At 70.8% G+C, this 20,674-nt stretch carries 32 protein-coding genes; 13 read left to right on the top strand and 19 right to left on the bottom strand.

Annotation, left to right across the window (positions count from 1 at the left end):
- The first annotated feature begins 215 nt into the window (after positions 1–215).
- From MicB006_RS29225 to MicB006_RS29215, 3 genes are read left to right on the top strand one after another with little or no spacing between them, the layout of a single operon-like run.
- Complete coding sequence (locus MicB006_RS29225; RefSeq protein WP_116510439.1) at positions 216–410, top strand: DNA-binding protein; 195 nt, start codon at positions 216–218, stop codon at positions 408–410.
- 13 nt (positions 411–423) lie between these two features.
- Entirely contained in the window at positions 424–804 is a 381-nt protein-coding gene (locus tag MicB006_RS29220) for a VOC family protein (RefSeq protein WP_192900155.1), read from the top strand.
- On the top strand, positions 801–1,190 hold the full coding sequence (locus MicB006_RS29215; protein WP_116510436.1) for a hypothetical protein: 390 nt from the start codon (positions 801–803) through the stop codon (positions 1,188–1,190). The genes MicB006_RS29220 and MicB006_RS29215 overlap by 4 nt, the downstream gene beginning before the upstream one ends.
- A 10-nt stretch (positions 1,191–1,200) precedes the next feature.
- On the opposite strand, the gene MicB006_RS29210 is transcribed toward MicB006_RS29215, so the two are convergent.
- The 3 genes from MicB006_RS29210 to MicB006_RS29200 form a co-directional block, all read right to left on the bottom strand.
- Positions 1,201–1,599 (bottom strand): VOC family protein, encoded by a 399-nt coding sequence (locus MicB006_RS29210; protein ID WP_073829841.1) that lies wholly within the window; start codon positions 1,597–1,599, stop codon positions 1,201–1,203.
- Positions 1,600–1,608: 9 nt separating this feature from the next.
- Entirely contained in the window at positions 1,609–2,397 is a 789-nt protein-coding gene (locus tag MicB006_RS29205) for an alpha/beta hydrolase (protein WP_116510434.1), read from the bottom strand.
- Positions 2,398–2,591: 194 nt separating this feature from the next.
- Positions 2,592–3,128, bottom strand: a complete 537-nt coding sequence (locus tag MicB006_RS29200) for a TetR/AcrR family transcriptional regulator (protein WP_225980563.1) — start codon at positions 3,126–3,128, stop codon at positions 2,592–2,594.
- Between the two features lie 67 nt (positions 3,129–3,195).
- On the opposite strand from MicB006_RS29200, the gene MicB006_RS29195 reads away from it, so the two are divergent.
- Positions 3,196–3,600 (top strand): nuclear transport factor 2 family protein, encoded by a 405-nt coding sequence (locus MicB006_RS29195; RefSeq protein ID WP_116510430.1) that lies wholly within the window; start codon positions 3,196–3,198, stop codon positions 3,598–3,600.
- A gap of 84 nt (positions 3,601–3,684) precedes the next feature.
- Here MicB006_RS29195 and MicB006_RS29190 read toward each other — a convergent pair whose 3' ends face one another.
- Positions 3,685–4,053 carry a YciI family protein gene (locus MicB006_RS29190; RefSeq protein ID WP_116510428.1) on the bottom strand — a complete coding sequence of 123 codons (369 nt, stop codon included), beginning with the start codon at positions 4,051–4,053 and terminating at the stop codon, positions 3,685–3,687.
- Between the two features lie 50 nt (positions 4,054–4,103).
- A complete protein-coding gene (locus MicB006_RS29185) occupies positions 4,104–4,976 on the bottom strand; it encodes a PhzF family phenazine biosynthesis protein (protein WP_116511953.1) in 873 nt (290 codons plus the stop codon).
- 102 nt (positions 4,977–5,078) lie between these two features.
- Here MicB006_RS29185 and MicB006_RS29180 point away from each other — a divergent pair, with 102 nt between their 5' ends.
- Positions 5,079–5,546 carry an SAM-dependent methyltransferase gene (locus tag MicB006_RS29180; RefSeq protein ID WP_116510426.1) on the top strand — a complete coding sequence of 156 codons (468 nt, stop codon included), beginning with the start codon at positions 5,079–5,081 and terminating at the stop codon, positions 5,544–5,546.
- On the opposite strand, the gene MicB006_RS29175 is transcribed toward MicB006_RS29180, so the two are convergent.
- Positions 5,531–6,349, bottom strand: a complete 819-nt coding sequence (locus MicB006_RS29175) for an SDR family NAD(P)-dependent oxidoreductase (RefSeq protein ID WP_225980562.1) — start codon at positions 6,347–6,349, stop codon at positions 5,531–5,533. The two genes, MicB006_RS29180 and MicB006_RS29175, sit on opposite strands and share 16 nt — an antisense overlap.
- A gap of 167 nt (positions 6,350–6,516) precedes the next feature.
- Here MicB006_RS29175 and MicB006_RS29170 point away from each other — a divergent pair, with 167 nt between their 5' ends.
- Together MicB006_RS29170 and MicB006_RS29165 are read left to right on the top strand one after the other, a co-directional pair.
- Positions 6,517–6,831: a helix-turn-helix domain-containing protein gene (locus MicB006_RS29170; protein ID WP_255419513.1), complete on the top strand. Its 315-nt coding sequence runs from the start codon at positions 6,517–6,519 to the stop codon at positions 6,829–6,831.
- 94 nt (positions 6,832–6,925) lie between these two features.
- The gene (locus MicB006_RS29165) at positions 6,926–7,423 is read left to right on the top strand and encodes a DinB family protein (RefSeq protein ID WP_116510422.1); all 498 of its coding nucleotides are present in this window, start codon (positions 6,926–6,928) and stop codon (positions 7,421–7,423) included.
- 9 nt (positions 7,424–7,432) lie between these two features.
- Here MicB006_RS29165 and MicB006_RS29160 read toward each other — a convergent pair whose 3' ends face one another.
- From MicB006_RS29160 to MicB006_RS29130, 7 genes are all read right to left on the bottom strand, one after another.
- On the bottom strand, positions 7,433–7,810 hold the full coding sequence (locus MicB006_RS29160; protein ID WP_192900154.1) for an MmcQ/YjbR family DNA-binding protein: 378 nt from the start codon (positions 7,808–7,810) through the stop codon (positions 7,433–7,435).
- Between the two features lie 114 nt (positions 7,811–7,924).
- Positions 7,925–8,668 carry an SDR family NAD(P)-dependent oxidoreductase gene (locus tag MicB006_RS29155; protein ID WP_116510419.1) on the bottom strand — a complete coding sequence of 248 codons (744 nt, stop codon included), beginning with the start codon at positions 8,666–8,668 and terminating at the stop codon, positions 7,925–7,927.
- A 183-nt stretch (positions 8,669–8,851) separates the two neighbouring features.
- Complete coding sequence (locus MicB006_RS29150; RefSeq protein ID WP_225980561.1) at positions 8,852–9,376, bottom strand: hypothetical protein; 525 nt, start codon at positions 9,374–9,376, stop codon at positions 8,852–8,854.
- A gap of 98 nt (positions 9,377–9,474) precedes the next feature.
- On the bottom strand, positions 9,475–10,227 hold the full coding sequence (locus tag MicB006_RS29145; protein ID WP_116510417.1) for a GNAT family N-acetyltransferase: 753 nt from the start codon (positions 10,225–10,227) through the stop codon (positions 9,475–9,477).
- A 368-nt stretch (positions 10,228–10,595) separates the two neighbouring features.
- Positions 10,596–11,177: a dihydrofolate reductase family protein gene (locus MicB006_RS29140; RefSeq protein WP_116510416.1), complete on the bottom strand. Its 582-nt coding sequence runs from the start codon at positions 11,175–11,177 to the stop codon at positions 10,596–10,598.
- Between the two features lie 66 nt (positions 11,178–11,243).
- On the bottom strand, positions 11,244–12,083 hold the full coding sequence (locus tag MicB006_RS29135; RefSeq protein WP_225980560.1) for a helix-turn-helix domain-containing protein: 840 nt from the start codon (positions 12,081–12,083) through the stop codon (positions 11,244–11,246).
- A gap of 30 nt (positions 12,084–12,113) precedes the next feature.
- Positions 12,114–13,295 (bottom strand): MFS transporter, encoded by a 1,182-nt coding sequence (locus MicB006_RS29130; RefSeq protein WP_161565976.1) that lies wholly within the window; start codon positions 13,293–13,295, stop codon positions 12,114–12,116.
- Between the two features lie 132 nt (positions 13,296–13,427).
- Between MicB006_RS29130 and MicB006_RS29125 the strand changes: the two genes are divergently transcribed.
- From MicB006_RS29125 to MicB006_RS29115, 3 genes are all read left to right on the top strand, one after another.
- Entirely contained in the window at positions 13,428–14,021 is a 594-nt protein-coding gene (locus tag MicB006_RS29125; protein ID WP_161565975.1) for an ABATE domain-containing protein, read from the top strand.
- Between the two features lie 193 nt (positions 14,022–14,214).
- Complete coding sequence (locus tag MicB006_RS29120) at positions 14,215–14,577, top strand: nuclear transport factor 2 family protein (protein ID WP_116510410.1); 363 nt, start codon at positions 14,215–14,217, stop codon at positions 14,575–14,577.
- An 80-nt stretch (positions 14,578–14,657) separates the two neighbouring features.
- Positions 14,658–15,317, top strand: coding sequence for a Type 1 glutamine amidotransferase-like domain-containing protein (locus MicB006_RS29115; RefSeq protein WP_116510408.1), 660 nt, complete (start codon positions 14,658–14,660; stop codon positions 15,315–15,317).
- Here MicB006_RS29115 and MicB006_RS29110 read toward each other — a convergent pair whose 3' ends face one another.
- The 3 genes from MicB006_RS29110 to MicB006_RS29100 form a co-directional block, all read right to left on the bottom strand.
- Positions 15,318–16,241 (bottom strand): AEC family transporter, encoded by a 924-nt coding sequence (locus MicB006_RS29110; RefSeq protein ID WP_116510407.1) that lies wholly within the window; start codon positions 16,239–16,241, stop codon positions 15,318–15,320.
- Between the two features lie 85 nt (positions 16,242–16,326).
- Complete coding sequence (locus tag MicB006_RS29105; protein WP_116511945.1) at positions 16,327–16,689, bottom strand: antibiotic biosynthesis monooxygenase family protein; 363 nt, start codon at positions 16,687–16,689, stop codon at positions 16,327–16,329.
- Positions 16,690–16,752: 63 nt separating this feature from the next.
- Positions 16,753–17,190 (bottom strand): hypothetical protein, encoded by a 438-nt coding sequence (locus MicB006_RS29100; RefSeq protein ID WP_225980559.1) that lies wholly within the window; start codon positions 17,188–17,190, stop codon positions 16,753–16,755.
- Between the two features lie 59 nt (positions 17,191–17,249).
- Between MicB006_RS29100 and MicB006_RS29095 the strand changes: the two genes are divergently transcribed.
- The gene (locus MicB006_RS29095; protein ID WP_116510405.1) at positions 17,250–17,834 is read left to right on the top strand and encodes a GIY-YIG nuclease family protein; all 585 of its coding nucleotides are present in this window, start codon (positions 17,250–17,252) and stop codon (positions 17,832–17,834) included.
- Positions 17,835–17,854: 20 nt separating this feature from the next.
- Here MicB006_RS29095 and MicB006_RS32115 read toward each other — a convergent pair whose 3' ends face one another.
- From MicB006_RS32115 to MicB006_RS29080, 3 genes are read right to left on the bottom strand one after another with little or no spacing between them, the layout of a single operon-like run.
- A complete protein-coding gene (locus MicB006_RS32115) occupies positions 17,855–18,028 on the bottom strand; it encodes a hypothetical protein (RefSeq protein WP_192900153.1) in 174 nt (57 codons plus the stop codon).
- Entirely contained in the window at positions 18,025–18,243 is a 219-nt protein-coding gene (locus MicB006_RS29085; protein WP_013477111.1) for a hypothetical protein, read from the bottom strand. Before MicB006_RS29085 ends, MicB006_RS32115 begins: the two co-directional genes overlap by 4 nt.
- The gene (locus MicB006_RS29080) at positions 18,240–18,599 is read right to left on the bottom strand and encodes a hypothetical protein (protein ID WP_116510401.1); all 360 of its coding nucleotides are present in this window, start codon (positions 18,597–18,599) and stop codon (positions 18,240–18,242) included. The genes MicB006_RS29085 and MicB006_RS29080 overlap by 4 nt, the downstream gene beginning before the upstream one ends.
- A 218-nt stretch (positions 18,600–18,817) precedes the next feature.
- Here MicB006_RS29080 and MicB006_RS29075 point away from each other — a divergent pair, with 218 nt between their 5' ends.
- The gene (locus tag MicB006_RS29075) at positions 18,818–19,945 is read left to right on the top strand and encodes a DNA-binding transcriptional regulator (protein WP_116510399.1); all 1,128 of its coding nucleotides are present in this window, start codon (positions 18,818–18,820) and stop codon (positions 19,943–19,945) included.
- Positions 19,942–20,538, top strand: coding sequence for an HD family hydrolase (locus MicB006_RS29070; RefSeq protein ID WP_116510397.1), 597 nt, complete (start codon positions 19,942–19,944; stop codon positions 20,536–20,538). Before MicB006_RS29075 ends, MicB006_RS29070 begins: the two co-directional genes overlap by 4 nt.
- Positions 20,539–20,674 lie beyond the last annotated feature (136 nt).

Genomic DNA, 20,674 nt, shown 5'->3' with positions numbered 1-20,674 from the left:
GGTACGTCGGAACACAGTGCCTCCCGGTGTGTGGATGCTCGTCGATTCTTCAGCGGCGTCCCACCCGAGTCCTATACGGAAGCGCCCCGATATGCCCGTCGGGTCTTCTCCCCGAGTCCGCCCTGAGGGCCGCATGAAGGGGACGAGTTCGCGTCCGGGGCGGCCGGGCGCTCGCCGGGGCATCGGGCCGGGTGTCGGCGGTCTAGCATCGGGCGATGACGTCGTCCCTGGACCGCCTGCCGAAGATCAGCGCACCGGCCACGAGAGCGCTGACCGCCGCCGGCTACACCACGTTGCGCCAGCTCGCCGGGGTGCCGCGAGCGGAGCTGGCCCGCTTGCACGGCATGGGGCCGAAGGCGCTGGACGTCATCGAGGCCGCCCTCGCCGAACACGATCTGCGTCTGAGCTGACGAGGTGATCGCGATGCCGCTCGGGCGGCTCCACCATCTGATCGTCGACTGCCCGGATCCGATGGCCGAGGCACGGTTCTGGAGCGCGGTCCTCGGCGACCCGGTCACGTACGCGGACGACGACTTCGCCGTCGTCTCGGCCAGTACGGCGGCGTCCGGCCTGGCGTTCCAGCGCGCCCCCGACATGGTTGCGCCGACGTGGCCGGATCCGGCGGTGCCGCAGCAGATGCACCTGGACGTGATGGTCGACGACCAGGACGCGGCGGGCGCGGCGGTGCTCGCGCTGGGGGCGCGGCGGCTGCCGGGCGACCACGTGTACGCCGACCCGGCCGGTCACCCGTTCTGCCTCATCCGGCGTCCCACCTGGGCGTCGCCGGTGAGCAGGTCCACGTGAATCCACCTGTACGCCGGGTCCGCCCTTACCACTGGGGTGCCGTCTACCTCAGCGACGCTCACTGCGAGGCCGATTTCGACATCGACTTCCACGCCGCTGACGCGCCGGTGCTCGCCACGACGCACCACGTCGCGGTCCTGGTCGCCTCCGCCGCCGTGGCGGACGAGGGAGAGGCAGATGTCACCCTCGACATCCGGGTGACGTCGCAGCGCGTCACGGGGCACCCGTACGAGGTGACCCTGGACGTCCCCTCCGGACGGCTTTACGTCGGCGACGCCGACGACAACGACGAGATCGAGTTGGCGCCGGGCCGCTGGCTGCTGCAGTTCGCCGTGGACGACGCGACGGAGGCCCGCCACGTCGAGCTGGTGGTGTCACCGCTCTGACCGGCCACCGTCACGGCGTCTCCTGGTAGGAGATGAACTCCAGCAGGCTTCCGTCCGGGTCGCGGAAGTAGACGCTGGTCCCGGCGCCACCGGCGCCGACCCGCCGGACCGGCCCGGTTTCCACCTCGACGCCGTGCCGCCGCAGGTGCGCCACCGCCTCCTCGATCGGACCCGCCCAGACGAAGCAGATGTCGCTGTTGCCCGGGCGGACCGGGACGCGGGCGACGTTGCCGCCGAGGTCGAGACCCGGCCCGTGCACGCTCAGCTGATTGGGGCCGACCCGGAACGCGACGCGATCGCCGCCGACGCCGATCACCTCGGCGCCGACGACGTCGCGATAGAAGTCGGTGGCGGTCCGCCAGTCGGACACGGCGATGACGACGTGGTCCAGTCCGGTCACGGGCGCCATGCGATCACCCTATTGGCCAGGCGACGTCCGCTCCCCCGGATCCGCCGAGGCCGCCGCCGGTGGGCCCGCCTTCAGGTGCCGGGCGAAGAACCGGTTCGCGGCCTCCCCCTCGAACCACGGGACGCCGGTGTGCCCGCCCATGTTGGCGTGCAGCGTCTTCTCCGCCGAGCCGAAGGCGTCGAACAGGTTCAGGGCCATCTGCCGGTCGTTGCCCTCGTCGTCCCACTGCAGCAGGACGTGCAGCGGTATGGTGACCCGCCGCGCTTCCTCGATGATGGCGCGCGGCACGAAGCTCCCGGCGAACAGGAGCGCGGCCACGATGCGCGGCTCGACCACCGCCAGCCGTACGCCGATCGAGATCACCCCACCGGCGTACCCGGCCGGGCCGCTGACCTCGGGCAACGCGAGGAGCGCGTCCAGCGCGGCCCGGCACTCCGGGACCGCCTTCTCCACCAGCGGCAGGACGAGCCGGTCGACCACCTCGTCGGCGACCGGCTCACCGGCCGCGAGTGCCCGGCGCAGGTCGGCGCGGGCCTGCTCGGCGGCGGCGGACGCGGGCCGGTCGCCGCTGCCGGGCAGTTCGATGGTGGCGGCGGCGAAGCCCTGCTCGACGCAGCCCTGCGCCCGGGCCACCAGGCGGGGATACATCCGGCGCAGTCCGCCGGGGTGGCCGAGCAGGATCAGCGGGACCGGCTCGGTCGCGGACGCGGGCGTCCACAGGAGGCCGGGGATGCCGCCGAGGGTGAATTCGCGTTCGCGGACGCCGTCGGCGAGGCGCTGTTCGGAGGTGAAGCGCATGGTCGTGCCTTTCGGGAGTGCGACGGCGCTCCCGGACGACCTATCGCCCGGCCGTGACCCCCGAGGGGAGCACCCATGTCGATACTGCGGTCACGGGTACCACCTCCCTCGTCCTCCGGCACGGCCACCGCAAGCTAGCAGCGCTCGCCGGGGCGGGCCAACCGGTTTATCGCGGCGTGGTCCGCCCCGGCCCGTCAGCCGCGCTCGAATCCGGCGAAGACGACCGCCAGCGTCCGGGCTTGCAGATGCTCGTCCCATCCACCGTGCAGCGCGCCCTGGCACATGGAGGCGAGCAGCGCCATCACCTCGGGCAGCCGTACCGAGTCGGCGACGGTTCCGGCGGCCTGGGCCTGTTCCAGCAGGCTGCCCACGGCCTCCTCCAGGTGAGCTACCGCGTCCGGAAGCCGGATGTCCACCCCGGATCCGGCGAGCAGTTCGACTGCCGTCTTCTTCGCGGCGGCCTGCGCCACCGTGTGTCGGAAGAACCCGAAGAGGTCGTGTCGTCCCGCCTCCTCGACGAGCTGCGCGAGCAGTCGCTTCATGAGCGCGGCGAGCAGGTCCTCCTTGGTGGGGAAATGACGGAAGACCGTGCCGATGGCGACGCCGGCCCGGCGGGCCACCTCCTCGGTGGAGGCGCGGGCGCCGAACTCGGCGAAGACCGCCTCGGCGGCGTCCAGGATGCGTGCCCGGTTGCGTTGCGCGTCGGCGCGCAGGGGCGGACCCTCTACCAAAGTGAGTCTCCACTCATTATTCTCTGTGGCACAAGTTGAGTCACGACTCATTATCGCGGAGGCCGGCGTGACACCACAGCAGATCTTCGAGAGCATGCGCGCCAGGTGGCTGGCGAACCTGCCCACCTTCGAGGCGGACTCGCTGACCGACGACGTGGTGATCGAGACGCCCTTCGCCGCGCCCGGCCACTCGACGCGCACCGAGGGGAAGCAACCCGTTCTCGCGTACACGCGATTGGGCCGGGCGTCGTTCCCGGTGCGGTTCGACGAATGTCGCGGCGTGGTCGTGCACGAGACCGCCGATCCCGAAGTGATCGTGGTCGAGTACGAACTCGTCGGCACGCACACGGTGACCGGGGTGACCGCCTCCGCGCCGTTCATCGGGGTGTTGCGGACCCGGGACGGCAAGCTGGCCCACTGGCGCGAATATCAGCACACCCTCGCCATCGCTCAGGCCGCCGGACAGGCATGAGCATGCGGCCGCAGGGGCGTCTCCGCACGAGGCTGGCGATCACGGTGGGCGTGACCTCCCGTCATCGCGTCGACTTCGGACCTGTCAGCGGCCCGCCGCGCGGAGCATTGCCTCCGTCTCGGGGTCGGGCATGATCTCCCGGACCTCCTGGGCGCAGCGGCACGAGACGGCGATCTTGGCGGCCCACTTCAGCGCCTCGTCGCGTGAGGCCACGTCGAGGACCACGAACCCGCCGATGACCTCCTTGGTCTCCGGGAACGGCCCGTCGGTGACCACCCCGTCCGTACCCACGATGCTCGCCTGCTGGCGTTCGAGCCCGGTGCCGTACACGAACACGCCCGCGTTCACGGCCTCCTGGATGACCGCGTGCGCGTCCTTGCCCACCTGGGGGATCTCCTCCGCGGGGATGTGGTCCATCGCGCCGTCGTTGAACGAGATCAGGTACCGCGGCATGCCATGACTCCCTTGTCCGGGCGGCCCGGTCCGGCCGCCTCTCACCCGTACTACGAACGAGCCGCCCCGGATCCGACGTCATCCGCCGGGATGGGAACGGCGGTGCCGGTCACCGCGATCCCGGCGCCGGGATCGGCGGGGATGCCGACGGTGAGCAGGCTCGGGCGGCCCATGTCCTCCCCTTGCCGCACGGTGACCGTCGCGGAGGGCCGCACCAGGCCAAGCTCGCGCAGGTAACCACCGAACGCGGCGGCCGCCGCGCCGGTCGCGGCGTCCTCGACCACACCGCCGGGCGGGAACGGGTTACGCGCGTGGAACACCAGCTCGGACTCGCGGTGCACCAGGTCGATGGTCGTCCAGTCCCGCTCGGCCATGAGCGCGCTCAGCGCCGCCATGTCGTAGTCCAGCTCCGCCAGGCGCTGCCGGCTCGCGGCCGCCACGATCGGATGCCAGGCCCCGGCGTACGCGACACGGGGCGGCAGCGTCGCGTCGAGATCGTCCGGCGACCAGCGCAACGCGGCGAGCAGCGCCGCGAGGTCGCCCACGGCAAGGGGTACACTGCGCGGCGCGACGCTGGTCAGCGTGGCCGTGGTGATGCCGTCCGCCTGCACGCTCGTGGCGACCGCGACCAGCCCGGCGCGGGTTTCCAGGTGCAGCACGCCGGGGCCGTGCCGCTCGGCGTAGGCGACCGCCGAAGCGATGGTCGCGTGGCCGCAGAACGGCACCTCCGCCTTCGGGCTGAAGTAGCGCACCGTGAACCGCCCGCCCTCGCCGGGCACGAGGAAGGCCGTCTCGGAGTAGCCGACCTGCGCCGCCACCCGCTGCATCTCCGCGTCGCCCGCCCCGGTGGCGTCCAGGACGACACCGGCCGGGTTGCCGCCGGCGGGGTCGGCGGTGAACGCGGCGTATCGGAGAATGTCCATGATCATGAGCCTAGCGGCGGCGGTCCGGCTCGTCTGCCCCGTGACCGGCTCTCGGCGCGCACAGGGACACCGGGGCGATCGACGCGGAACTAGTCTCCGGTCATGAGCGCCTTCGAGATCACTCCGGTCGGCACCGTCCGCAACGACCGGACGGACATCCAGCACAGCGACAACTGGGGCGCCGTCCGCAGCACGATCGTCGTCGACGAACGCTTCGGCGAGGCGTGCCTGCAGGGCCTGGAGGAGTTCTCCCACGTGGAGGTCGTGTTCGTCTTCGACCGGTTCCCGGACGGCGGCGACCACCGCGCGCCCCGTCCCTACCGGGGCCGGGCCGACCTGCCGCCGATGGGCGTCTTCGCGGGCCGCGGTCCTCGCCGGCCGAACCGCATCGGCGTGACGTGCTGCCGCATCGAGTCGGTCGACGGCCGCGAGCTGACGGTGGTGGGCCTCGACGCGGTGTCCGGCACGCCGGTCATCGACCTGAAGCCGGTGCTGAAGGAGTTCGTTCCCGCCGACGTCCGGCAGCCGGACTGGGTCAGCGGCATGATGTCCGACTACTTCCGAACATAGCGTCGGCGCGGCAGCAGCCTCTCCGTGAGGTCCATCAACCGCCCGGCGTCATGGGGGTCGAGGGTCGGGAAACCGGGCGGAAGTCGCTTCCCCCGGTCGACGGCGGTCAGCGGCGCGGTCGGCGGCGCGTCCAGGAACTGATGAATCGGCGCCACCGCGTCCACGACGGACCGGGCGGCGACCGCCGCCGCCACCGCGAGCAGCCCCCGCACCACGAGCGGGAGCTCGCTACGGTCACCGCTCCTGGTGAACCCGGGATGGTAGAGCACGTATCGGGCGCGGCTACCGGATCGCTGAGCGAAGCCCACGCCGAGCAGGTCGTTGGCCCGCCCGGCCTGCAGCTGCGCGGCGACGGCCGAGTAGCTTCCCGTCATCTGTGGGTCGGCCCAGCGCACCTCGCCTTTCGTGACCCCGACACCGGCGACGTTCACGATCACCGGTTTGGTCGCCCGGTCCAGGGCCGGACGCAGACCGAAACTGAGCAGGTAGCGACTGACGTAGTAGAGCGCGAACGTGCGTTCCAGGCCCTCCACCGTCTCGATGCGACGCGGCGCCACCGCATTGGCGAACAGCGCCAACGCGTCCACGACCTGGTGCTCGCCGAGGATGTGCTCGATGACCTGCCGCGTCTCCGCCATGCTGGACAGATCGGCGGGAAGGAAGGCGATCAGGCCGCCGGCCATCGCCTCGCCGCGTTCACGGTTGCGGCCGAGCACCAGGACACGGTCGCCACGTTCGGCCCGCCCCAGGGCGAACGCGCGCCCCATCCCGTTCGTGCCGCCACTGACCACCACGACGCCCACATCGCCCCCTTATCGTCTGCTCATCGACCTGCCTCATCCTGGGCAGCAGGTCGGCGGAGGCGAAAGAAGGCACTTTCATGTCCACAGCTAACACCGATGTGAGTGCCTCGCTGCACGATCATCGGCTGCCGGTGCCGGTTCCGGCCGGTGAGTACGATCGCTGTCCGGTGACCGACCTGCTGCGGCGGGTGAGCGACAAGTGGACGCTGTTGCTGATCACCCTGCTCGGCCGGCATCCGTACCGGTTCAACGAGTTGCACCGCGCCGTGGAGGGCATCAGCCCGCGCATGCTCACCCGGACGTTGCGCGCGCTGGAAAGCGACGGCCTGGTCGAGCGTGAGGTGTTTCCGACGGTGCCGCCGAGCGTCGAGTACCGGCTGACGCCACTCGGTGTCAGCCTTCTGGAGCCGCTTTCCGCGCTGGCCGACTGGGCGGTCGCTCACCATGCCGAGATCGTCGCGGCTCGCCAGCGACCCGCCTGAGACACCCCGCGCTCATCCGGCCGCACGAGGTACGGATGCTGCGTCCGTCGGCCGTCCCGCCGGGCGGCGGGCGCCGATCTGGAATGCTTCGTCCATGCCGTCCTTCCCGCCCACCTTCTCCGCCGAAGTCGTCGCGCAGCCGATCCAGGCCCAGCTCGAGGCGTTTCTCGACGAGCACCGCGACGCGCTCGACCGCTGCCTGGACGGACTGACCGAGGAGCAGGCGCGCCGATCGTTGGTGGCATCCCGGACCACGCTGCTGGGTCTGGTGAAGCACGCGACCTTCGTCGAGAAGGTCTGGTTCGACGAGGCCGTCACGGGCCGGTCACGTGCCGAGCTCGGCATCCCCGAACGGTCGGAGGACTCATTCCTCCTCGACGCCGGCGACACGATCGCCGGCGTCCGGCAGGCCTACCGCGACGCCCTCGACGCGTCACGCCGGGCGACCTCCACGCGAGGTCTGGACGACATCCTCACCGGCCACCGGCGAGGCCCGCTTCCGCTGCGCTGGGTGTATCTGCACGTCCTGCGCGAGCTCGCCCAGCACTGCGGGCACGCGGACATCCTCCGGGAGCAGATCCTCGACGGATAGCGTGCGGGGTCACGCGCCGGCGCCCTCGCCGGGTTCACCGGTGAGCGAGTCGGGGACGCGCATCCGCCACGCGTCGGTGACCAGTTCCGTCAGGCGCTCCACGCCTACGTGCGCCAGCCGCAGCATGACCAGGGGCAACCCGTCGTACGCGGGCGTGGTGAAGAAGAGGTCGGGCTCGCCGAGGAGCAACGCCTGCTTCTCCGCCTCGTCGCCCACGTACAGCACGGCGATGTCGGTGCGGATGCGCCGAGGCTTCCCGGGCGTACGCTCGGGATAGGACCAGACGAACCCCTTGCCGGCGACCCGGAAGTCGAAGCCGTCACTGTCGATCTCGACCACGTGGGGCAGCGACAACGCCAGCCGGCGGACGTCGTCCGCGTCAACCATGACGGTCACCCCGGGACACCGCCTTCCACACCGGCACAGCGTAGCCGCCCCGCTGCCGTACGGTGGCGGGCCATCAACCGTCCTTCCGGTCACGACCCTGGCCGTTCCCGATGGTCAGATGGTGAATCCGCCGTCGACGTTCACAGTCGCGCCTGTGACGTAACGCCCGTCCGGGCCGGCGAGGAACGCCACCGCGGCGGCCACGTCGGCCGGCTGCGCGTAGTGGCCGAGGGCGGTGAACCCGTTGATCGTGCCCGCGTTCGGGCCGTCGGCCGGGTTCAGCTCGGTGTCCGTGGCACCGGGGTTCACCAGGTTCACGGTGATCGCTCGACCGCCGAGTTCGCGCCCGAGCGCCTTGGTCAGACCGATCAGAGCGGTCTTGCTCATCGCGTAGAGCGAGAAGCCCGGAAAGACCGCCCGCTCGGCCACGTTGCTGCCGATGTTGACGATCCGCCCGCCCGCCGACATGTGGCGCACCGCGGCCTGCGAGGCGACGAACGGTGCCCGGACGTTCACCGCGACCGTCTGCTCGAACTCGTCGAGACTCAGCTGCTCCAGTTGTCCGAGCAGGAACGCGCCCGCGTTGTTGACCAGGATGTCCAACCGGCCCAGCTCACCGGCCGCCCGGTCCACCGCCGCGATCACCGCCGCCGGGTCGGCGCTGTCGGCCCGCACGGCGATCGCCCGCCGCCCCGCGGCCTTGATCTGGCCCACCACGTCGTCGGCGCGCCGTTGATTCTGCTGGAACGTCAGCGCCACGTCGGCGCCGTCCTCGGCCAGGCGCAGGGCCACCGCCGCGCCGATGCCACGGCCACCACCGGTGACGAGAGCTACCTTGCCGTCGAGTGCGTTGTTCATGGGAGCAAGCCTGGTCGACGACGGGCCGTCTGTCCGGCGGGGATCGGACGCCGCGTTCGCGTGCGTCTCCCGCTGGGTGCAAGGACTGGATGTACGCGGGCCTGGTCCGTCATTTCCACGACCCGCTGTTCTTCCACGAGGTGGAGGCACTGGCGTCCGCCGACGATCCCCTGGTTCGGTGAGTCATCTGGCCGGTCTCGCACGCCGCGCGACCGCACCGCCGTACAACCGGACACGGTGGTCGGCGTCGTGGTCCGGCTCGCCGTACCCGAAAGGCGCCCCCGTGCCGTGACCGACGTGCACCAGCCATTCCTCGTAGTACCAGCTCGGGCTGCACGCGCACCCGGTGAACCGGAAGTTGGCCCGGTAGCGGCCGACCTGCCCCGGCGCGAGCGTGAACAGTCGCGCCGACGCCGACGGGCGCGGGTATGCCGCGTACCCGGGTAGCCGGTCCACGACGACCGACGCCCGGTCGTGCCCGAGCCACAGTCCGACCTCGCGGGCCAAGGCGACGCCTCCGGCGCGCGACCCCTCTCGGTGCTGGTAGCCGACCTCCTGGTCGGCGAGCACGTCGTGGACGACCACCTCGGCGGCCGGCAGCGGGCCGGGCAGCGGCATCGCCCGGACGAGCCCGCGGCGGGCGTTCGCCGCGGGCGCGCCCCGGGCGGCGGCGGTCCACCGGACGCGGACCCGTTGAATGAGGATCACACCGTCCAGGTGTACCCGGAACCCCCGCGACGAGCGCGGCATTTACGGTGCCGCCGCCTGACTGACGAGGACCACCCGACCCTGGCTCCCCTCCGTCCTCAGCTCATGGCGGTGTAGAGCCGCTGACCGGCGGGCCGGTAGCCGACGCGCTGGTAGACGCGCCACGAGTCCTCGCCGCCGGCCTCCAGCCAGGCGACCTCCGTACCAGCGCTGAACAGTCGCCGGGTGACGTCGGCGGTGATCGCGGACGCCAGTCCCCGGCGGCGGTAGGGCGCGCGAACGGCGATGCCGGCCACCTCGCTGACCGCACTGACAGGCGCAGCCGCACCGCCGCCGCCCGCGCAGCCACCGCCCTCGCTGACGGCCATGACGGCCACGCCTCCGGCGTCCTGCTGACGCCGTAGGCGGGCCACGTCAGCCTCCGAGGCGACCGGATCGCCGCCGAAGGCCTCGTTCTGCACGCTGATCAACGCGGCGCGCTGCCAGTCGGCACCCGGTTCGCACAGGCTCAGGTGGTCCGGCACGGGCGGCGACGCCAACGCGTCCGGCACGCAGACCAGGTAGCTGTGCCGGGCTTCCACTGTGAAGCCGGCGGCGGTCAGCAGCGCCTCCAGGTCGGGGGCGCAACTGTTGACGTACTCCAGACGGGGTCTCCGGTCCGCGGCGCGGAACGCCGCGACCAGGGCGGCGACGTCGGCCGCGGTGACGGCGGCGCCGGGGCGCGGCGTCGCGTAGTTGATGTACGGGCTGGTCGTCGTCGGGTCCAGCCCGACCACGAACGGCCCCACCTCGACGGGCGCGGGCCGGCGCGACAGGTTGACGACGACTGATTGTTGGATGCGGGCATCCATGCTCAACGGGAAACCTCGATGCATGAGAAGAACTGCGACGGACGGAGGAAACGTCGGGCCGCCCCGCCGTGTCGCAGGCACGCGACGGTCATCCGTCGCGCGGTCGACACTCAGGCGGCCGCTCGGCCTACCCGGATCACAGGCGTCGTTCCTTCATGCGGAGTTGCCCACGCGGTGCGCGTGGCCGACGGCAACCTTGCTCTTCCGGCCTGGACGTGTCAATCGCATTGACCGGGCGCCTCGACCCGACCCGCTTGTGGATGGAGATCGTGGCGCGCATCCTCGTGCGGTGGACGAGAAGGAGAGGGCGCGGCGTCGCGTCAATCGGCGGGGGCCACGCTGAACCGAGCGCGGTACCGCCGGGCCGGTCAGCGGCGTACGCGGTAGCGCAGGTGCAGCACCCGCTCGCCCGGAAGCACCACGTCCGGATCCTCCAGCAGGTGCTGCGCGTCGACCGACCCGAAGAAGCGCTTCCCGGACCCGAACACCACGGGTACGACGTCCATCCGTACCTCGTCGACCAGGCCCGCGGCGAGCGCCTGGCCTCCGACGTCACCGGCCGCGACCTCGACGATGCGGTCGCCCGCGAGTTCCTGCGCCCTGGCCACGGCCGCCTCGACGCCGTCGACGAAGTGGAACGGCGCCCCGTGGTCCCAGCTTTCCGGCGCCGGCCGGTGCGTCACGACGACCACGTGGTCGATCCCGCTCGGCGGCGTCCCGTCCCAGCCGTCGGTCAGGTCGAAGACGCGCCGTCCGACGACAGTCACACCGATCTGGTCCCAGTACGGCCGGACGTAGTCGTGGGACGTCTGCGACACCCGCAACGCGCCGCTGTCGTCCAGCGGAACGTCCCCGCTGGTCAACCAGTCGAACAGCGGCCCGGGCTGGTCGTTGTCGTCCGCGACGAAGCCGTCCACCGACACCGAGCTGTACAGGACCACAGTGCCCACGCCCGCTCTCCTCTGCCTCGGCTGCCCCCAAGCTAGCGGGCCGTGGACCGCTGTTCTTGTAGGAAATCAATCGGCCGGCAGCGGCCAGCCGTCGATCACGTGGCCGGGGTGTTCGCGCAGGAACCGCCGCCGGACCTCGACGTACCGGGTCGGCGTGAGCCCGGTGAACGCCCGGAACTCGTGACCGAAGTGGGCCTGGTCGAAGTAGCCCGCCCCACTGGCGAGCGCGCCCCAGTCGACCGGCCGGGCGGGGTCGATCGCGAACACGGCGGCGGCGAAGCGGTAGGTGCGGGCCAGCCGCTTCGGCGTGACGCCGACGAGTTCCTTGAACCGCTGCGTCAGATGGGTGCTGCTGACACCGGCCGCCGTCCTCAGGTCGCCGATCGGCACCGCGCCGCTGGTCGCCGCGATGACGCCGCTCGTGTGCCGGACCAGCCCCAGGCCGGTGCTCTCGGACAGCCGTCGCCTCAGCTCCTCCTCGAGCAGCGTCAGCGCTTCGTGCGGTCCGTCGGCCGTGGCCAGCCGGTCGCGCAGCTGGGCGACGGCGGGCCGGCCCCAGACCTGCTCCAGCGTCACCGGCCGGTCGCACAGCTCGGCTGCGGGCATCCGCAGGAACGGCGCCAGGCCCCACGGCTTGACGTGTACGCCGACGGACCTGGTCGGGCGCGGGTAGCCGAACTCGAACGCGCGGGTGGGCGTGGTGATCACGCAGCCGTCGGCGTACCCGGTGGTTTCGATGTCGGTGCCGCCACGGACGCGGAACGGCGGGCCGAGGTTGACGATGAGCAGCGCCGCCGGCATCGGCGGCAGCGTCAGCCGGGGGTACGGCGGCGTGCCCGCCAGGTAGTAGAGGTCGTCGATCAGCCCGTCCAGCGGCGGTCGCGGCACCCTGGACACGTACTCCACGTCCACAGCATCGCGGACGGCCCGCCGTCATCACCGACGCCCCGCCGGGATCGATTCACGAAAGGCCGCGCCGCCCTTGCTGTGCGGCGGCGGAATGAGTCGTTCGCCGAGGGCAAGCGCGAGGGCGACAGCGCCGAGCAGGGCGCCGATCAACATCGTGCCGGCGGCACCGTGGCTTTCCAGTACGAGGGCCCCGAAAAAGGCGCCGCCGGTGATGCCGACGTTGACGGCGGCGGACAGCGTCGCGGCGGCGAGATCGGAGCGGCCGGGCGCTACCTGAAGGACGAGGCCGCCGAGCGCCGCGGTGAACGCGGCGAACCCCAGTCCGGCGATTGCGATCAGGACGACGGCAACCGCCGGGTGGTGGCCGAACGCGTACAGGCCGAGCAGCGCCACGCACTGCAGTGCGACCGTCGCCACCAGGGCGGACCACGGGCTGCGGTCGACCATCGCTCCGGCGGCGAGGATGCCGACGACGCTGGCGACGCCGCGCGCCAGCAGGATGGTCGCGATCGACGCGGCGGGCAGTCCGGTGACCTCGGTGACGAACAGGGCGATGTAGGTGTAGGCGGCGATGGCACCGGCGGTCGACAGGACGGCCACGACGACCAGGAGCCAGAATCGGCGGGAGTCGGGGGTTCTGCCCCGGTCGGCGTGCCCCTGTGCCGGCCCTGTCGACGGCAGCAACCAGGCCACCACGGCGAAGACGAGCACACCGAGCCCGGCCACCGCCAGGAACGATGCCCGCCAGCCGGCACGTTCACCCAGCCAGGTGCCCGCGGGCACGCCCAGGACCAGAGCGACGTTGCCGCCGGCGAACACGATCGCGACCACCCGTCCGTGCAGTCCGGGCCGGAACAGCTCAGCCGCGGTCGGCACGACGACCGCCCAGAACAACGCATGAGTGGCCGCGGTGGCGACCCTGGCTGCCATCAGCATGGCGAACGTACTCGCGAACACCGTGATCGCGTTGCTGACGACGAAGCCGGCCAGGAGCGCCGACAGCAGCCGTCGGCGAGGAACTCTGCGCACCAGCGCCGTCAACGGGACCGAGGCGACCATCACCACTGCGCCGTACACGGTGACGAGCATGCCCACTTGGGACGGCGGAACGGCCAGGTCCACGGCCATCGGCAACAGCAGCCCGATCGGCAGCGCCTCGGCTGCGGTGTAGAGGAACGTGCCGCCGGCGAGGCCGATCAGCGCGCCCACTGCCCGCCGGTGTGCATGCGCCTGGCCCATCGTTACCCCCTAAACCGGCTATGACGGAAACACTCTAGGAACGTTCCCGCCGCGGGGCAACTGGTAAAGTCGGTTTTGATGGAAACAGCAGGGGTTACGCGGATGCGCCTGGTCGGCGGCGACCTCGCGCTGGACTTCCTCAACACCCGCGCCGGCCCACCCGTCGGACCTCCGGACGATGACGTGCTCACCGGCTACGCCGAGCTGATCGCCTGGAGCGTGTACGCGGGCGCCCTCACCGAAACGGACGCGGCGGCGTTGCGCCGGCTGTCCCACGGCAGTCCGGACAGCACCCGCACCGCCTTCGCTCAGGCACTGCGCACCCGTGACTACCTGGACGAGGTGTTCCGGCCACTGGCCGTCGGCGAGGACCCGGGCGTAGCGGCGCTGACCCGGCTGCGCGACGACGAAGCCGACGCGCTCGCCCACGCACAGCTCATGCGCGGGACGACATTCGCATGGTCCTGGCGAGACGACCACACGCTCGCCCGGCCCTTACGGCCGGTGGTCCATGCGGCGGTCCAGCTTCTCACCACGGGTGCGCTCGACCGGATAAAGCGATGCGCGGGCTGCCGCTTCCTGTTCATCGACGAGAGCAAGAACCGCAGCCGTCGCTGGTGCAGCATGGACGACTGCGGAACCGCAGAGAAGATCCGCCGCTACGTCGAGGTACGACGCATCCGCACAAGACGGTGAGCACATGGTGCGAGACGGCCGGCCGCAGCGCCTTCGAGGAGCAGATGCGGGCACGCGCCGGCAGGTGGGCGGAGAACACAACGGGACGGTCGTGGCCCGCTGCGGGCTGCGTCCCTACCGTCCGGGTCTGCTCGCGTTCTGCTGACCGCTAAGACGTCTGCACGAGGTCTCACCCACCCGCCATGCTGGCTCGGTGGATCCGCCGCGACGCCCTACCTCCCAGGCCCTGCTCACGAACCTCTACGCGGCCTTCAACAGGCGTGACATCCCCACGCTGCTGGCCGCCATGACGCCCGATGTCTCGTGGCCCAACGGCTGGGAGGGAGGCGTCCTTCGCGGCCGGGACCAGGTGAGTGCCTACTGGCGCCGGCAGTGGGACCAGCTCGAACCTGTTGTCACGCCGACCGCGTTCAGCACGGAGGCCGACGACCGCATCGCCGTCACCGTTCATCAGGTCGTCCACGACAAAGCCGGAGCGAAGCTCGCCGACCACACCGTCACGCACGTCTACCGCCTCGGCAACGGCCTGGTGGCAGAGATGGAGATCCGCGAGTGACGCGAGGCGTGGCGATGAGTTTCGATACGGTGCCCGGTCTGCATTCCCGTGCACCCAACCGCTACGCACCGGAGGTAGGCGTGAAGCTTCTTCTCACATCCGCGGGCGTCCAGAACCCGAGCATCCACGATGCGCTTGTCGGCCTGCTGGGCAAGCCGATCGCCGAGTCCACCGCCCTCTGCATCCCCACGGCCGCCTACCCGATGGGCGGGCCGGCCTCGGCCTGGCGTTTCATCACCGGTCAGACACCGCTGCCCATGACCGGCCTGGGCTGGAAGTCGCTGGGCGTCCTGGAGCTGACCGCGCTGCCCAGCATCGGCGAGGAACGGTGGGTCCCCTGGGTACGGGAGGCGGACGTCATCCTGGTGCACGGCGGCGACGCGACGTACCTGTGCCACTGGATGCGGCAGTCCGGGCTGGCAGACCTGCTGCCGTCGCTGCGGGACACCGTCTGGGTCGGGCTGAGCGCGGGGAGCATGGTGCTGACCCCCCGCGTCGGGAAGGACTTCGTCGAGTGGCAGTCCGCGCCCGACGACCGCACGCTGGGGCTCGTCGACTTCTCGATCTTCCCGCACCTCGGCCTCGAACCGGACAACACCATGGCCGCCGCCGAGAAGTGGGTGGCCGAGATCGCGGGTCCGGCGTACGCGATCGACGACCAGACGGCCATCACTGTGGTCGACGGCGCCGTCGAGGTCGTCTCCGAGGGGCAGTGGAGGCGGTTCGCCTCCGAGCTATAGCTACCCGAGCAGCGCCGCCGCCGCGGCCACTGTGACCAGCGACAGCGTCGTGGTCACCACCACCGCCCGGTTGGCCACCGTCTCGCCGACGCCGTACTCCTGGGCGAAGATGAACGTGTTCTGCGCCGTCGGCAGGCCCGCGCACACCACCACAGCGAGCAACTGCGGCGCGGGCAGGTGCAGGCCCAGCCCGGCCGCGTACGCGATGACCGGCTGCGCGACCAGCTTCAGCGCGGTGATCACGGCGAGCGCGGCGGGCTCGACCGGCTCGGCCCGCGACGGCGCCGTACGGTGCAGCGACGCGCCGAGCGCGACCAGCGCGGCCGGAACCGCGGCGCCCGCCAGCAGGGCCAGCGGCGCGGCGGCCACCGACGGCAGGCGCACGCCGGCAGCCGAGCACGCGACACCGAGCAGCGACGCAAGGATCACCGGGTTGCGTACGGGCAGGGAGGCGATCCGGCGCACCCTCACCCGCCCGTGCGGGTCGCGGTGCCGGTCCAGCGCGACCAGGATCACCGGCGTCACCACCAGCACCTGCAGCAGCACCACCTCGGCCAGGAACGACACGCTGCCGAGAACCTGCGTCGCGATCGGGATGCCGAGGTTCGCCGAGTTCACGTACCCGGCGGCCATGCCCCAGATCGGCCGTTCGCCGGGCTCGCGACCGAACAGCCGGTTCGCGCCGACCCACCCGAGCCCGACCACCGCGGCGGTGCTCACCCCGAAGGCGAGCAGCGAGCGGCCAGCGAACCCGGACAGCGGCATCCGGGACAGGGCCAGGAACAGGGCGGACGGCATCGCGAGGTGGAACACGAACCGGCCGAGCACCGACGCCGCCGCCTCGCCCAGCAGTCCCCAGCGACAGGCCGCGTAGCCGACCGCGGTGAGGATCCAGATCGGTACGAACGCCGACACCAAGCTCATCGCGCTCAGCCTCGCATCTCGTCCGTGCCGAGCAAGGCCCTGACCTGATCGCCCGTCGGAGGCCCGCTCCTCCCCCACCGTCCGGTCAGACGTCGAGACGCTGTGGCCCGGGGCCGACCTCACGAGCGACGGTGTACGTGGGAATGCCGGTCATGCGCGCTTCGGCCCTGCCGGACAGGCCCGCCAGGGCCTGAGAGATGGCGGCCATTCGACCTTCGGTGTCTGAGGTTTCCACGAAATTGCGGTAGTCCGCCTCGCTGGCCCAACGCACGATGGTGTACACCCGGGTGCCGTCGGTGCTCAGGTAGAAGCGGGCCGACTGGTAGCCAGGATAGAAGCGCACCCAGCGCTCCTGGATCTCCGCGAAGGCCGCTACGAACTCCTGTTGGGTGTCGGGGCCGTCAACCGTGTAGTCGATGATCGAGTGGAAGCTGGCATCGGCGCTCACGTACGCACTCCTCATCATGCGGGGCAGGCTGCTGCCATCCTGCAACCTCAACCGACGTTGACATCAAGAGTCGTTGACCGTCCTGCCGCCGTAGAGAGCTACGAGGACGCGGTCTCGCAGGATCTCGTACTGTCGGCGGCACCGGACGGGTGGTCCCGGCGGCCGATGCTGAACCTGACCGCCGACAACGACTTCCGATGGCCGGAACTGGTCAGCGGTCAGGTCCACCTCGCGACCGTCGGCCAGCCGGTTCCAGTAGTGGTGGCCGACCTTGGCGTCTCCGGCGTGGACCTCGCTGAGGATCAGCTCTCCGCCGAGCAGGTCCTGGATGATCAGTGCGGTCACCCCGCACTGCCCACGGGCCGGGTTGCCGGCGTGCCAATCCTCCAGGTCGTGCGGGTCGCAGGTGTCCGCTCCCCAGCCGGCGCGCAGTGCCGGACGCAGCATCTCCAGGTCGATCGCGAGCGGGACTGATAGTTGGTCTTGCTTCTCAAACGTCACCCGGGAAGGGTCGGCCCTCGACCGGGTCGAGAGTCAAGGGAACCCGCCAACCGCCTAGGATGGTCCCGGTGACCTTCCCCGAACGGCGATCCGCCGACGTCCCGACCGACGAAGAACGGGTCGACGAGGCCCTGCGGTTGCTCTCCGGCCCGCCGGTCGCGCTCGACGTCGCCGTCAAGCGGCTCGCCCGTGGCAGCGGCGTCTACGCCTGGTGGGCCCTGCCCTCGGTCCTTCCCGACCTCCCCGGGCCGCCGAACGACAGCGACCCGTCGCGGCGGTTGCTCTATCTCGGCCGGGCGACCAGCCTGCGGGGCCGGATCCTGCGCAACCATCTGCGACGGTCGGGCAGCTCGACGCTGCGCCGCACGCTGGCCGGGCTTCTCGTGTCCGAGGGCTACCGGACGACCTGGACCGACCGCGTCGTCCTGGTCCCCGAGGACGAGACACGGCTGACCGCATGGATGCACGAGCACCTGCGCCTGACCTGGGCGGAGGACCCCGAGCCGGCGGTCATCGAGGCCGAACTCGTCCGGCGTCTGCACCCGCCGCTCAACGTCCACGGCGTCGACCCCGAGCACATCCAGGCGGCAGTGGTCGCCGCCAAGAACGCGTACAACGTCAGCAGCGGCCCGGTCGAGCCCTGACGCCCGGCACGCTGCTGGCATCACCCGATCCGTCGGATGCGTACCCTCGGGCGCTCGTTGCGCAGGTGACCCAGCTTGTGCTGGCGGACCTGCTCCTCCCAGACCTCCTGGTCGCACTCCGGATCCGGCGCCGTCCACCGGTGCGACCCGTCGCTGTAGTGGAACTTCTCGTCCCCTGCCCGCAGCACGCTCACCGCAGCCACCCCAGGAACCGCCGGTGCAACGTCCCCGCCGGCGCCCAGCTCAGATCCGCCGTGGCCCGCACAAGCTGCGCACCCAGGTACACCGCCAGCGACACCGGCGCGCCCTCGTACTCCGCAAGCAGCTCCCGCCGCCGCGTCGCGCACGGCCACGGCGCACCGCACCCACCGCACGTCCAGACCGGCAGCACCGGCCCGTGGGTGCTCACCCGCGCACCCCCAGGAAGCGGGCGACGCTCGCGCGCGCCTGCCGGCTGGTCGCCCACGCGACCTGCCAGCAGGGGTACGGAGTCAGCCGCGCCCACCACAGCCGGCAACCCACGCACATGCCGTCCAGACCCCGTACGTGCACAGCCAGGATCGCCTGTTCCGCAGTCCTCACTGGTCCTCCTGCGGCGGCCAGTGACCGCGATTGATCGGTACGCGGTGGCGGTTCCGGCACGGCAGGTCCGCACCACACCGGCATACCCACCGCCACTTCCGCCACGACCACTTGGGGCGATGCCGACGTGCGAGCGTCAAAGCAGCAGCGATCACGTACTGGTCGTAGGTGACTCGTCTCCACGGTGGTGTCCTCTCCCGCATCGCCGTTTCCTCCGCAGGGCAGCGGAATTCGACCGGCCACGAATCGCGGACCGGATCTGGAACGTTCGGTAACTGCGACGCTACGATCACGGCGTCGATCACTGGACTCACCAGCGGTACGAGTGAGCCGATCAGGAACGCCACCTCGCGGTCCGCGTCCGGCGAAACGTCGACCACCGGTCAACGTAGGGATGTCAGTTGGCAGGTCACCGCAGTTCCACGCCCCATCGAGGCGAGGTGACGGGCTATCTCCTGAAGCTCGTTCGGGAATCCGTCCCGCTGACCCAAGAGCAACTCGCCGCGCATCTGGACGTGGACCGGGTGACCGTTCAGAGCTGGGAGTCGGGGCGCAGACCGTTCACCGCCGTGCCATTCGGTCAGGCCGTTGCGATTCGCCAGCGGCTCGGACGGCTCGGAGCGAACACGAAGCTGCTGGCCGCTCTCGACGATGCCGCCGAGGCAGACCTCATCCTTGCGGCGCTCCTCCGGGACGAGGCGGACCGATCCCCCATCGCCGAGCAACCCCTCGGCTGGTCGGTGCTGACGCACCGTCTGACCGACCTGATCCTCTGGAGCGTTCTCGGGCAGACGCCGACCTTCATCAGGGGCATCCCCACACCCCGCCGACGCGGCCCCGTGGCGACCGCCCCGCTCCTGTCCGTCGATGAAAGACGGGCCTTCTTCGTACGCCTTCGCGTGCTCGCCGAACGCTCGACCACCGAGCGCGAGCGCGATGTTCTGCTGCACCGGCAAGCCTGCTTCCTTGCCGGCATGGATCCCACAGGCGCGTCCGCGTCATGGCTAGCCGAAGGCACCACCCGGACGGCTCGTCAGATCACCTGCTTCCACACCTGGTCACCGCTGTGGCCCGACATGCGGTCGATGGTGACCTCCTTGGCTAACCAGGGAAACCCGGAACCGCTGAGAGACTTCATCACCCGCGCCCACCCGGACGATGCCTGCGAGCGCGCCGCGCTCAACTACTCCGCCTACTGGGTCGGTGAGATCCCGTACCGGCATCGCGACGACTCGTTCATGCCCGCCGCTCTAGGAGACTGGCGAGGAGTCGTGCTGTTCCGGCACCTGGTTGAGCGCCTCACCATCGGCCATCCGTTTGTCGACCTCAACGTGCACAACCTCTGGGCTCTGCTCATGGCGAGGCGCGGCCTCACTCACGACGACCTCGCGACCGGGCAAACGCTGGCCGACCGATGCGCCATGCTGCTCGAGAGCGACCAGCTATCCAGGCAGTCGCGACAAGAACTAACGTCTATCCTCTACAGCCTCCGCGCTGACGGAGTCACCGGTACAGGGACGGGCAGATGAGCGAGGACCAGGACGCCGCCGGAGCCATGAGCTTCATCTTCGAGGCCGGCGTGCTCAAACGCGCTGCCCGTACCGGTTGGTGGTTCGCCGGTGTAAAGCATCCCGAGTCGATCGCCGAACACTCGTTCCGCACGGCGCTCATCGGCATGATGCTCGCGGCCATGGAGGGCGCCGACCCGGCTCGGGTCTCGATGCTGTGCGTCCTGCACGACACGCAGGAAACCCGGATCACCGACATCCCGCACATCGCCAAGCGCTACATCACCGCCGCGCCCAACACCGCCGTCACCGCCGACCAGGTCGCCGACTGCCCGCCGGCTGTTGCTGATGTGATCAACGCCGCCGTCGCCGAGTACGAGGCCGGCGAAACCTTGGAGGCGGTGGTGGCCCGCGACGCGGACAAGTTGGAGTGCCTTGTCCAAGCGGTCGAGTACCGGCAGCAGGGCGTCGCCGACGTTCAGCGCTGGATCGACAGCTCGCGGGGGGCGCTAAAGACCGCTTCCGCCCACCGTCTTTGCGAGGCTGCCCTAAGCCTTTCGGCGCAGGCATGGCTTACCGGCTCTCCGAAGCCCGAGGACAAGCAATCGCCCTAGCCTGGCAGCGTCGGCAGTTTCGAACCACCCTGACGAATTCAACCGAACACGAATTTGATCTTGGCCCGACGGTCCGGACCTGCCACTCAAGACATAGGCAAAAGCACACCAGGTGCAGTATCTCCGCGACCAGCTA

This window comes from Micromonospora sp. B006, from assembly GCF_003408515.1.
Lineage (GTDB): Bacteria > Actinomycetota > Actinomycetes > Mycobacteriales > Micromonosporaceae > Micromonospora > Micromonospora echinospora_A.
This window is presented reverse-complemented; position numbering and strand designations above follow the sequence as displayed.